15 protein-coding genes are annotated in these 11,992 nt (G+C 41.5%); 11 read left to right on the top strand and 4 right to left on the bottom strand.

Going from position 1 to position 11,992, the window contains the following annotated elements; translation table 11 throughout:
- The first annotated feature begins 112 nt into the window (after positions 1-112).
- The 8 genes from MJX77_RS05770 (at position 113) to ahr (ending at position 5,398) form a co-directional block, all read left to right on the top strand.
- Positions 113-271, top strand: a complete 159-nt coding sequence (locus MJX77_RS05770; protein ID WP_002053759.1) for a DUF1328 domain-containing protein — start codon at positions 113-115, stop codon at positions 269-271.
- 170 nt (positions 272-441) lie between these two features.
- Entirely contained in the window at positions 442-1,179 is a 738-nt protein-coding gene (locus MJX77_RS05765; protein WP_252060755.1) for a dienelactone hydrolase family protein, read from the top strand.
- Between the two features lie 183 nt (positions 1,180-1,362).
- A complete protein-coding gene (locus MJX77_RS05760; RefSeq protein WP_005300389.1) occupies positions 1,363-1,725 on the top strand; it encodes an HIT family protein in 363 nt (120 codons plus the stop codon).
- Between the two features lie 141 nt (positions 1,726-1,866).
- Positions 1,867-2,901: an A/G-specific adenine glycosylase gene (mutY, locus tag MJX77_RS05755; RefSeq protein WP_192834029.1), complete on the top strand. Its 1,035-nt coding sequence runs from the start codon at positions 1,867-1,869 to the stop codon at positions 2,899-2,901.
- 47 nt (positions 2,902-2,948) lie between these two features.
- Positions 2,949-3,485, top strand: coding sequence for a M23 family metallopeptidase (locus MJX77_RS05750; protein WP_005300382.1), 537 nt, complete (start codon positions 2,949-2,951; stop codon positions 3,483-3,485).
- 9 nt (positions 3,486-3,494) lie between these two features.
- A complete protein-coding gene (locus MJX77_RS05745) occupies positions 3,495-3,740 on the top strand; it encodes a hypothetical protein (protein WP_044099684.1) in 246 nt (81 codons plus the stop codon).
- A gap of 30 nt (positions 3,741-3,770) precedes the next feature.
- Positions 3,771-4,331: a DNA-3-methyladenine glycosylase I gene (locus MJX77_RS05740; RefSeq protein ID WP_252060753.1), complete on the top strand. Its 561-nt coding sequence runs from the start codon at positions 3,771-3,773 to the stop codon at positions 4,329-4,331.
- 38 nt (positions 4,332-4,369) lie between these two features.
- Positions 4,370-5,398, top strand: a complete 1,029-nt coding sequence (ahr, locus tag MJX77_RS05735; protein ID WP_252060752.1) for an NADPH-dependent aldehyde reductase Ahr — start codon at positions 4,370-4,372, stop codon at positions 5,396-5,398.
- A gap of 2 nt (positions 5,399-5,400) precedes the next feature.
- Here the strand turns inward: ahr and MJX77_RS05730 are convergent, their stop codons facing one another.
- Positions 5,401-6,825: an aminotransferase-like domain-containing protein gene (locus tag MJX77_RS05730; RefSeq protein WP_252060751.1), complete on the bottom strand. Its 1,425-nt coding sequence runs from the start codon at positions 6,823-6,825 to the stop codon at positions 5,401-5,403.
- Positions 6,826-6,915: 90 nt separating this feature from the next.
- Between MJX77_RS05730 and MJX77_RS05720 the strand changes: the two genes are divergently transcribed.
- Complete coding sequence (locus MJX77_RS05720; protein WP_252060750.1) at positions 6,916-7,290, top strand: hypothetical protein; 375 nt, start codon at positions 6,916-6,918, stop codon at positions 7,288-7,290.
- On the opposite strand, the gene MJX77_RS05715 is transcribed toward MJX77_RS05720, so the two are convergent.
- A complete protein-coding gene (locus MJX77_RS05715; RefSeq protein WP_107880393.1) occupies positions 7,274-8,176 on the bottom strand; it encodes a LysR family transcriptional regulator in 903 nt (300 codons plus the stop codon). The two genes, MJX77_RS05720 and MJX77_RS05715, sit on opposite strands and share 17 nt — an antisense overlap.
- 120 nt (positions 8,177-8,296) lie before the next feature.
- Here MJX77_RS05715 and dkgB point away from each other — a divergent pair, with 120 nt between their 5' ends.
- On the top strand, positions 8,297-9,100 hold the full coding sequence (gene dkgB / locus MJX77_RS05710) for a 2,5-didehydrogluconate reductase DkgB (RefSeq protein WP_151988800.1): 804 nt from the start codon (positions 8,297-8,299) through the stop codon (positions 9,098-9,100).
- Positions 9,101-9,104: 4 nt separating this feature from the next.
- Positions 9,105-10,295 (top strand): MFS transporter, encoded by a 1,191-nt coding sequence (locus MJX77_RS05705; protein WP_013196525.1) that lies wholly within the window; start codon positions 9,105-9,107, stop codon positions 10,293-10,295.
- A gap of 41 nt (positions 10,296-10,336) precedes the next feature.
- On the opposite strand, the gene MJX77_RS05700 is transcribed toward MJX77_RS05705, so the two are convergent.
- Both MJX77_RS05700 and dapB read right to left on the bottom strand, forming a co-directional pair.
- Positions 10,337-10,990, bottom strand: a complete 654-nt coding sequence (locus MJX77_RS05700; RefSeq protein WP_252060749.1) for an START domain-containing protein — start codon at positions 10,988-10,990, stop codon at positions 10,337-10,339.
- A gap of 50 nt (positions 10,991-11,040) precedes the next feature.
- Positions 11,041-11,862: a 4-hydroxy-tetrahydrodipicolinate reductase gene (gene dapB / locus MJX77_RS05695; protein WP_252060748.1), complete on the bottom strand. Its 822-nt coding sequence runs from the start codon at positions 11,860-11,862 to the stop codon at positions 11,041-11,043.
- Positions 11,863-11,992: the final 130 nt, after the last annotated feature.

The raw sequence follows: 11,992 nt of genomic DNA, 5'->3' as shown, positions 1-11,992 counted from the left end.
TAGCATCACAAAATGATTGTTTAATATACATTTCAACCACATAAACGACACATTCGGTGCAAAAAACAAGCTATATAGTTAAACAACAATGAAAAAATAAGGAGAACAGCATATGTTCCGTTGGGCTATAATTTTTGCAGTGATTGCACTCATTGCCAGTCTATTAGGGTTTGGTGGTGTTGCAGGACTATCTAAAGACTTTGCCGTGATTTTATTAGTTGTGGCTGTAATTCTCGCTGTAATTGGGTTCATTTCCCGAGGCAGAACGTAACTTAATTATGATGACTTAAAAAGAAGGAACTGGTTTCCTTCTTTTTTATTGCGTGAAGATTTCTATCTTTTGTTTTGATGTAGATTCTTACACAGTTATTTATATTACTTTTATCTTTTTATGCTTTAATCAAGCGTGTTTAAATCTCTTTAAATTTCAGGATTAAGGTTATGAGTACAGCAATTAAAACCCGTGAAATTCAATATACTGCACCAGATGGAAGCCATTTAATTGGTTACTTTGCGGCTCCAGATAGTGAAACACCTGTTGCGGGTGTAATTGTTGGTCCTGAGTGGTGGGGTCGTAACGAATATACTGAACAACGTGCACGCGAGCTTGCTGAACATGGCTATGCTGCGCTTGCAATTGATATGTATGGCGATAAAAAAGTAACTTCGACTGCCGCTCAAGCCTATGAATGGATGATGCAGACATTTGAAAATTTAGATACGGTTACCGATCGTGCCAATGCAGCGCTTCAAACTCTAGCGGCCCAACCAGAAGTAAACAGTGAAAAAATTGCTGCAATTGGCTTCTGCTATGGTGGCAAAGTCGTGTTAGACCTTGCTCGCTCAGGTGCACCACTTAAATCAATTATAACGTTCCATGCTACATTAGCTCCGAAAGCACCTGCTCAAAAAGGCAGCATTCAGGGTGAAGTTTTAGTACTACATGGTGAACTAGACAGCATGGTCACCTTAGAAGATGTTGCTAATTTTGAAAAAGAGATGCAAGCTGCTGAGGTTAAACACGAAGTAGTGGTTTTAGAAGGTGCTAAACATGGCTTTAGTAACCCGCTTGCAGATGAAAAAGCTAAAGCGAACGGTGTAGACCTTGGCTACAATAGCGAAGCGGAAAAACAGGGCCTTGCTAAAATGTACGCGTTGTTAGATCGTACTTTAAAATAAAAGAAGCCAATTTGGAGCAAATGTTTTTTCGCATTTGCTCCCTTAAATGTTTATGACTTTGCAATATTTTTACTGTATTTTTTAAACCATACTTCAATAACTATACTCCCGTTGAGCTAGAGCAAAGCCTAGTCTTATTTCCCGCACTCGGGGTTTAATGGAATAACATGAGAGGATACAACAATGACTGACAAGAAATGTCCGTATTGCGAATTTGATGAATATGACATCATTGATAAGAATGAATTTGCTGTAATTTTACCTGATTCTAATCCGCTATCTAAAGGCCACTGTGTGGTAACGCCACTACGCCATGTTCGTTCTTTTTTTGATATCACTTCTAAAGAACATCAAGGCTTGCTTACACTTCTTGAAATTGCTCGCCACGAAACACAGCTTCGCCATCAACCAGATGGTTTCCATATCGGTTTCAATGATGGTGAAGTGTTCGGACAAAATTCTGATCATTTCCACATTCATGTCATTCCGTACTACAAAAACCAACCGTTGAAACTTGACCAACGTTGGGGTGTACAAAAGGATTAATCCTTTTTATACATGAAGCAGAGGTTACTCATTATCAGGTAATCTCTGTTTTAACATACTCTCGCTGTTCGCCTGCTTTAAACAAAATTTCATCTAAATTTCAGCTATAATTTAGCCCTTACTTCTCTTCTATAGCTGTTCATGCCTGAATTTTCTTTTTCTGATGCCCTTTTAAACTGGTTCGATCAACATGGTCGTCACGATTTGCCTTGGCAAGTTGCAGATGATCCGTACAAAGTTTGGGTTTCTGAAATTATGTTGCAGCAGACTCAGGTGAAAACGGTTCTGCAATATTTTGACCGCTTCATGGAGCGCTTTCCTACGGTAGAAACGTTAGGTCATGCGACTTGGGATGAAGTAGCGCCTTATTGGGCGGGTCTGGGCTATTACGCTCGTGCACGCAATTTGCATAAAGCTGCTGGCCTTGTCACTCAGCAAGGCAAGTTTCCTGAAACACTAGAAGAATGGATTGCACTACCCGGCATTGGTCCCTCTACCGCAGGTGCACTCATGTCTTTGGGTTTACGTCAGTACGGCGTCATTATGGATGGCAACGTGAAACGCGTTTTAGCTCGTTTCTTTGCCATTGAAGATGATTTAAGCAAACCACAGCACGAACGTGAAATGTGGAAGCTGGCTGAAGAGCTTTGCCCGACACATCGTAACCATGACTACACGCAAGCGATTATGGACTTGGGTGCAACCATTTGTACGCCCAAAAAGCCTCTTTGTTTATATTGCCCAATGCAAGCTCATTGTCAGGCTTATCAGCAAGGTTTAGAACAAGAATTACCTTTTAAGAAACCGAAAAAAACACCACCTGTTAGAACCGCAGATGTTCTTATTATCCAGTGCGAAGATGAATGGTTTTGGCAACAACGCCAAGCCCATGGTCTATGGGGTGGTTTATTCTGCTTACCTATTTTAGAAAATGAACATGAACGACTGAGTTTAAGTCAGCAATTTAAATTACAGCCTCAACCGCAAACTTTTCAGATCAGTCATAGCTTTACTCACTTTACATGGTTACTTAATGCCCACATGTTCCACGTGGAACCTGATCAAAAAGAACATCTGGCGATTGAACTTGAAGGCCAATGGTTAAGTCCGGAACAGGCTATTGCCAAAGGTGTACCCACAGCTATGAAAAAATTGATCTCGACAAGCCGTTCGTGACATAGTGAGCAAAATAATTTTGATATGACTGTGACAGGGAGTATTTTGTGCGACGTTTTGTTTCTCATTTCTCACTTGGTTTTCTGATTATTCTATTGGCGGCCTGTGCCAGTGCACCTAAAAAACCTGCCCCACTTCCACCTGCTCAAGTTAATAAACTTAAAAGTATGCAGCTTCCAAATCGACTGCCCGTACCCGTGAAAGGTGTCGATCGAGATGAGTTAAAAGACACATGGGGAGCTGCTCGCAGTCAAGGTCGTAGTCACGAAGGAATTGATATTTTGGCTCCACGTGGAACCAAAGTGTACAGTGCAACCGAAGGGCTCGTTGCCGATCTTCGCAATAACAACTTAGGTGGCAAAGTCATCTGGATTTTAGGTCCAGCTGGAACATGGCATTATTATGCCCACCTTGATGACCACAAACGTGGCTTAAATGTTGGTGACTATGTCAAAAAAGGCGATCTAATAGGCTATGTCGGCAATACGGGCAATGCACGTTATACTTCACCTCATCTTCATTATGGTCTTTACCTAGATGGTAAAGGACGTGGTGCTGTTAATCCTTATTCATATTTACGCTAGGAACATTTTATGTCGGAAGCGCTGATCAATCGCTTAGTAGAGTTTGCCGAGTCTGGCAACCAGCAAAAGATCATTTTAAATGGCAATAGCTATCAAGGCTGGATCATGGAAATCAGCGATGATGCCCTGCTAATCAGTACCGGTTTTTCAGATAAAGTTGGTAAAGACTTTTGGCTAAAGTTTGAAGACTTAAATCAAGCTGAACTGTATTATTGGGATACTCGCCCAAATGAATGGGTGCTGTTTAAACTTTAAAATTCTAAGATAAATATAAGGAGCATTATCATGAAAACTCAACGTTGCGGATGGTGTTCCGACGATCCACTCTATATTGCCTACCATGATGAAGAATGGGGCAAACCGGAACATGACGAAGCACGTTTATTTGAAATGCTCTGTCTTGAAGGCCAGCAAGCTGGTTTATCTTGGATTACCGTACTGAAAAAAAGAGAAAGCTACCGTCAGCACTTTTTTAATCATCCGATTGCAGAAATTGCTTCATTCACAGATGATTTTTTAGAACTAAAATTATCCGATGCAGGCTTAATTCGCCACTTAGGCAAACTCAAAGCCATTCGTGATAATGCAATTGCTTGGCAAGCGCTCAAAGCACAAGTCGGTGACGTTCCTAAATGGCTTTGGCAGTTTGTAGATTCAGCTCCTCAACATAATGATGTTGTAGATTATCGTAAGGCCCCTGCACAAACTGAACTCAGCGTAAAACTTTCCAAGACTCTTAAAAAGAATGGCTTCAAATTTGTCGGCCCAACCACCTGTTATGCTTTTATGCAAGCAGTAGGCATGGTCGATGATCATGAAAACGATTGTCAATTTAAAGCTTCATAACCCACTCGAACGGTTCAAATCCGCTTAAGGAGTTTCCGATGAGCAATAATACGATTCAGGCTTATGCCGCAATGCAAGCAGGTGAGAAACTGGTTCCCTACCAATTTGATGCAGGTGAATTACAACCGCATCAGGTTGAGGTAAAAGTTGAATACTGTGGTTTATGTCATTCTGATATTTCTGTTTTGAACAATGAATGGCGTTCAACTGTGTACCCTGTGGTTGCGGGCCATGAAATTATTGGACGAATTGTTGCTTTGGGTTCAGAAGCCAAAGGTCTACAAATCGGGCAACGTGTCGGCATTGGCTGGACTGCTGAAAGTTGCCAAGCCTGCGATGAATGTATTGGTGGTCAGCAAGTACTTTGTACAGGCGGAAGTGTTGCAACAATCGTGGGGCATGCTGGTGGTTTTGCCGATAAAGTCCGTGCAGGCTGGCAGTGGGCTATTCCCCTCCCTGAAGATTTAGACGCTGAAAGTGCCGGTCCTTTACTTTGTGGCGGAATTACCGTTTTTGACCCACTGCTTAAACATAAAATTCAAGCAACACATCACGTCGGTGTGATTGGCATTGGTGGCTTAGGGCATATCGCCATTAAGCTACTCAAAGCTTGGGGCTGTGAGATCACTGCATTTAGTTCCAACCCTGATAAAACAGAGGAACTTAAAGCAATGGGAGCTGACCATGTAGTGAATAGCCGCGATACAGAGGCGGTAAAAGCTCAAAAAGGGAAATTCGATTTATTGCTAAGTACCGTGAATGTGACTCTAAATTGGCCTGCTTTTATTGCAACACTGGCACCAAACGGAACCTTACATTTCTTAGGCCTTACGCTTGAGCCTGTTCCTGTTTCTGTAGGTTCACTTATTAGTGGTGCTAAGTCAGTGACAGGTTCACCGACGGGTTCACCAGCTGCACTACGTCAACTTTTGAAGTTTGCTGCACGCAAAAAAATTGCGCCTCAAATTGAGCTATTTCCAATGTCACAGCTTAATGAGGCAATTGAACGTTTACACTCAGGTCAGGCACGCTACCGCATTGTGTTGAAAGCAGACTTCGCAGAATAAAACTAACTTAAGGTTTTCATCTGTTGTCGTGACCAGTCCGCCAAGTCACTAATTGCTTGGCGGACGTCTGCTGTTAATTCATGCCCCGCATTTAGACGAATGAAATGTCGATATCGTTCATCCTCACCAAAAACATGGCCCGGTACCACAGTAATTCCTTCAGCTTTAGCAGTGTAATACAGCGCTAAGGTATCTACCTCCTTAGGTAATTGTATCCAAAGTGCGTAGCCCCCTTCTGGCTGACTTAACGCAATGGGAAGGCCGTCAAAGGCTCTTAAAATACAACTGCGATATTGCTCGACCTGTCGCATTAGATTTGGTCGTAGCTGCTCTAAATGCTCTCGATAACCGCGACTATAAATAAAATCAGCTAAGCCTAATTGTAGCGGTGTATTTACGCCAATATTACTTGCCAGTAGCTCTAGTTTTAAATGCTGTAGCTTTGAGCTTAAACAGAACCACCCTACCCGATATGCACTCGACAGCGACTTAGAAACCGATCCACACCAAATGACATAGCCTTCGCGGTCCCAATAGCGAATCGGTAGCGGGCGTTCATTGCTGTAACCGCATTCACCAAAAATATCGTCTTCAATAATAAAGCACTGATACTTTGCAGCTAATTCAGCAATCTTTTGTTTTTCCGCATTACTTAAACAATATCCTAAAGGATTTTGATAGTTGGCTGTCATCAGGCAAACCTTCGCCAAACCCTGCTCCATCAATGATTCTAAACGTTCAAGATCAATACCACGATGATGCGCTGGAATTTCAATAATCTGTCGTTTTAAACTTGCTAAAAGCTGTAGTTGCCCATTAAAAGTAGGTGTCGGAATCAAAATACTATCCCCTACTTCTGTTAGATGCTGAATGACTAACGACAAAGCGGGGATGCAACCATTGGTAATAAAAATATCTTCCGTTGCAATGAAGATGCCGTCTTCGCGCCAATGATCAGAAAGCGCTTTTCTTAATTGCTCATGTCCTTGTTTATTACAATAGAGAAAATCTTGTGGCTGGCAATTTTTTAAAGCCCGTTGAATAGAACGACGTAAACCCTCTACCGGAATAAAATGTGGCGTCAACTGAATCGAACCCAACGGTACGAGATGGCTTTGTAAGGCTGCTTCTTGAATTTGGTTATGCAACTCTAAATTTGAGACTTGCCGAGGTAAAGACAAAAAATCTGGGCTATCCGGAATAGGACTAGATTGAGTACGAGCAACCACAAAATAACCTGATTTCGGCTTTACATAAATCAGTCCCCTCGCCTCAAGCAATTCATAGCAACTTTTTGCTGTGCTTAAGCTAATACTGTGCTGACGAGCGAAATCTCGTAAAGAAATCAGCTTCTGATGAGGCTTAAGCTCATCTTGATAAATTCGATGTGCTAATTGATTGGCAAGAACCTGATATTGGAAAGTCATTCTGTGCTGCTTTTTTAAAAATTTCTGTATCTGTACTGGTTTATAGAACACCTTTACGCTATAGAAATCAACTCAAAGAGTAGCAAAGTCATGAAATTAAAAGCTATATTGTTATTTACTATTGCTTTAGCTGGTTGCCAAACTGAGCCACAAAACGAGCAGTACAGACATACTGTTTGCCAAAGCCTGATTGAAGGTTATTTAAAAATGACCAATCAACAAGACTATAAAATGGAGCAGCGCACTGATGATGAGTCTAGTACGATTTCTCATTATCAATATAAGCGTAATAGCTCTAATGAAGTTGTGATGGTGAATTCAACTTATTCCAAATTATATTTTAGTTGCCGACAACAGCAAAAAAGCTATTTTCTGGCCCAGCATTCATCAGAGGGACAAATCACTCCAATTTTAGAAGTTCATTTTCCAACTGATGGCTATGCTACTTTTAGAGAGCGCTTTTAAAACCATCTTTTAACTGTTCTGCCAAAAACTCAATGAATAAACGGATTCGTTTTGGTAGATGCTCTTGTTGATAATACACAGCATGGATGCTTTGATATTGATGTTCAATTTGGTCTTCGAATAATGCAATCAAGCGTCCTTCTTGAATATCTTTCCAAATTTCAAATTCAGATAGTCGTGCAATACCATGGCCTCTAATCGTGAGTTGGCGTACCGTTTCACCACTAGAAGCTTTAATATTTGCTTGTGCAAAAAAATATTCATCGCCGATTTTAATCGGCCAGCTATTAATATAGGCAGGTCTGGTAAAACCAATCAGATCATGCTGTTCGAGTTGTTCAGGCTGTGTTGGTGTGCCTTTAATCGCTAGATATTCTGGGCTCGCAACAATAAATAAGCGACTTTTACACACCAGTTTGGCATGCAGACTCGAATCATTAAGCTCCCCAAACCGAAATGCCACATCGGTTTTATGCTGCAATAGATCAATCACCTGATCATTACTATTTAACTCAATTTCAATATTTGGATAACACTCACGAAACTTATGCATTAATGGGGCAATCACGTGTAAAACAAACGGCGTTGCTGAATCAATACGAATGAGTCCCGCAGTACCCTGATCAGATTTTTGTAGTTCTTCTTCAGCCGCATTTAGTTCATTTAAGATTTTACGGGCCTTTACCAAAAATTGTTGCCCTTCTTGAGTGAGTTTCAATTTACGTGTCGTTCGCTCTAACAAAGTCACATCTAACTTTGCTTCCAAGCGTGTTAAAGATCGACTAACTCCCGAAGGTGTTTGTTTTAAATGCTCTGCTGCCGCAACAAAAGAACCCGTATCAACGATTGCGATAAACGCGACGAGTTCTTCAATTGTTGATTTCATGTCTTATTCCATTATTGACTAATGATCAAAGATATTTTGCTTATTCATCTATTTTTTCGCAACAATAAAAAAAGCAAAATGCACATCAAGTTAAATGATTATTCAAATTTAGGTAAACACATGAATATTCCACGTTTTGGTCTAGGTACTTTCCGTCTTAAAGAACAAGCAGTCATTGATTCTGTGAAAACTGCTTTAGACGTAGGTTACCGTGTAATTGATACTGCTCAAATTTATGACAATGAAGCAGCGATTGGTCAAGCCATTGCCGAAAGCGGTGTATCACGTCAGGACTTATTTCTAACCACGAAAATCTGGGTAGATAATTTTGCTCAAGATAAGTTTATTCCAAGCTTAAAAGAAAGCTTAGAAAAGCTTCGTACTGACCATGTCGATTTAACTTTGATTCATTGGCCAGCACCAGATTTAGGCGTTTCGATTCCTGAAATCATGAAGCTTTTACTTGAAGCGAAAGAACAAGGTCTTACTAAACAAATTGGTATTTCAAACTTCAATATTGAGCTTACTCAACAAGCGATTGATACAATTGGTGCTGAAAATATTGCAACCAACCAGATTGAGTTAAGCCCTTATCTTCAAAACCATAAACTTGTAAATTTCTTACAAGAGAAGAATATTGATGTCACTTCATATATGACGCTTGCGTACGGTAAAGTGCTTCAAGATCCTGTTTTAGCTGAAATTGCAGCAGCTCATAAAGCAACGACAGCGCAAATTGCACTTGCATGGGCATTGCAACGTGGTTTTGCAGTTATTCCATCTTCGACTAAACGTGAAAACCTGATTAGCAACTTAAAAGCACAGGATATCGAGTTAACTTCAGCTGAAATGCAAATGATTGCCGAACTTGATCGTAACAGTCGTGAAGTTAGCCCAGAGCCATGGGCACCAGTTTGGGACTAAACTCATGAACACTCAATCAAATACGGCGTTCTCGTTATTGGCATTGGCAATTGGTGCCTTTGCCATTGGCACCACGGAATTCTCACCAATGGGACTGTTGCCGAATATCGCTAATGATTTAGGCATTTCAATTCCAACGGCCGGAATGTTAATTACGGGCTATGCACTTGGCGTCATGCTAGGTGCCCCGTTCATGACCCTGTGGTTTGGTGGTTTTGCACGACGTAATGCGCTTATCTTCCTGATGGCGATCTTTACGGTAGGTAACCTGATCGCGGCGTTTTCACCAAGCTATATGAGCTTATTAGGTGCACGTCTCATCACAAGCTTAAACCACGGTGCTTTCTTCGGGATTGGCTCTGTTGTAGCGGCAAGCATTGTTCCCGCACATAAACAGGCCAGTGCTGTAGCCACCATGTTTATGGGCTTAACTATTGCCAATATTGGTGGTGTACCGTTGGCAACATGGGTTGGGCAAAACATTGGCTGGCGTATGTCCTTCCTTGCGATTTCATTGCTTGGTGTGATTACCATGCTCGCTTTATGGAAAGCATTACCACAAGGTATGGTTGCCCAAAAACCGAATGTGAAAGCTGAGTTGAAAGTGTTAACGCGCACTCCAGTAATACTTGCTCTACTCACCACCGTGCTTGGTGCGGGTGCAATGTTTACGCTCTATACCTATATTGCGCCAAGTTTGACTGAGTTTACACATGCTTCTCCGACTTTCATTACGTTTATGCTCATGTTGATTGGTGTCGGTTTCTCGGTTGGTAACCATTTAGGCGGTCGCTTTGCAGATTTGTCTATTAACAAAACTCTGATTGGTTTCTTGGTTCTGTTAATTGTAATGATGGTGACTTTCCCAATCCTTGCACAAAGCCAGATTGGAGCAGCCATTGCACTAGTGATCTGGGGTGCTGCAACTTTTGCTTTAGTTCCACCATTACAAATGCGTGTAATGTCTGTCGCTCACGAAGCACCAGGCCTTGCCTCTTCAGTAAATATCGGTGCCTTTAACTTAGGTAACGCAGTTGGAGCAGCAGCAGGTGCGTTAGTACTCGATTTAGGTTGGGGTTATAGCGCAGTATCATTTGCTGGTGCATTGCTAGCAGGGTTAGGTTTGTTATTGGTTTTATTCCAAATCAAACGCGAGAATAGTCCCGCCCAAGCATTACAGCAGTGTTCAGATTAATAAAAAAAGCGCCTGATCTCAGGCGCTTTTTTTTAAGCTATTTATTTTAAAATATCTGGTAATTTCGGTTGTTCATAAATCGGGTTAGTCACTTCCCGCTTCATTTTCAGCAACATCTGATAAGGTTGCTGTTGAACAAACATATTTACGAAGCTCAGCGGAATCGCACCGGCTGGGTCAGCATAACCACTTGTGGTTACTTTAACTTTGTTATTTGCAAGTTTCTGGAAGGTCCAGTCCCCTTCATAGCGTGTTAAACGCACGACATCAGGTTGTATCGGATAATTACTATTAATCGCCGTATTCTTAATGGTAATTAAGCCATTGGCTGCTTTACTCATTTTCCCTTTCACGACCACATCGCGATCTTTTAAAGGAAAAGGAAAATCTAACAGCATATAGAGTGTGAATTCACCCTTTTTCTCATCTTGAGACAACATCTGAACCTTGCCCATATAAGGCACCCACTGATCAGCACGATTTACATCTAAAATCACAGCAACAGCGCGTTCAAGTGGCACATCAAAAGTCGTTTCAGCCTTATATTGAAAGACTGGATTATCAGTCTTTTGATAGGTCCAGACTTTAATATTATTACGGTCTAAGCTGAGTTTAGCTTTTTCCGTTGAAGCAGCCCCCGTCCAGAGGCTGCTTAAGCAAAGAATAGTGGTCAAGGCAATTTGTTTTTTATTCATGTTCTGCTCTATCTTGTTTTTCTCGCTACACATGGAATACGGACAGGGTTTTAAACCTGTACGTCGTTCAATCCTAAAACATCTTTCATGTCATATTTACGCGCTTCACGGCCCACAACCCATGCAGCAGCTCGCACTGCACCAGCAGCAAAGTTCATACGATTCGTTGCTTTATGAGTCACTTCAACACGCTCACCTTCACCAATAAACATCACAGTGTGCTCACCAACAATATCGCCCCCACGAATGGTTTCAAAACCAATCGTTTGACGGTCACGCGGACCTGTGTGCCCTTCACGGCCATAAACAGCAACTTCTTTTAGGTTACGGCCTAAAGTATCTGCAATTGCTTCACCCATCATTAACGCTGTACCTGATGGCGCATCTACTTTATGACGGTGGTGAGCTTCAATCACTTCAATATCTACTGTATCGCCAAATACTTTTGCTGCAAGCTCAAGTAACTTGATTGATACATTTACGCCTACTGAATAGTTCGCTGCGTAAACTACAGGTGTATGAGTGGCAACTTCGTCTAATTCAGCTTTTTGCTCATCTGACATACCTGTTGTACCAATAACCATGGCAACCCCAGCTTCACGGCAAAGCTTCAAATGCTGAGCAGTTGCAACTGGTGCAGTAAAATCAATGATTACATCGCAATCTTTCAGAACATCGACCAAGCTTCCTGAAACCTTCACACCCACTGAACCAATACCAGCAAGCTCACCAGCGTCAGTGCCCACCAAACTACTTTCCGGACGCTCTACCGCAGCAGCTAATTGATAGCCTGCTTGTTGAACTGCTTGAATAAGCGTACGGCCCATACGACCGCCTGCACCTAAAATACCAATGCGTGGAGCTGCTGACATAATCCTTCCCAATCTTCTGTTTTACGTAATTTGTCTACTATATCAAAACTCTTTGCTCACAATAAAAAGTAAAAATTATTTTTTGAGATGAACTGAAATTTAATCTGTTTTCACAAAAGTTAAAGAATTG

The sequence above is a fragment of the Acinetobacter sp. AHP123 genome, from assembly GCF_023757925.1.
GTDB lineage: Bacteria > Pseudomonadota > Gammaproteobacteria > Pseudomonadales > Moraxellaceae > Acinetobacter > Acinetobacter oleivorans.
The sequence above is the reverse complement of the archived record's forward strand: the minus strand, read 5'-3'. Positions and strand labels throughout refer to the sequence as shown.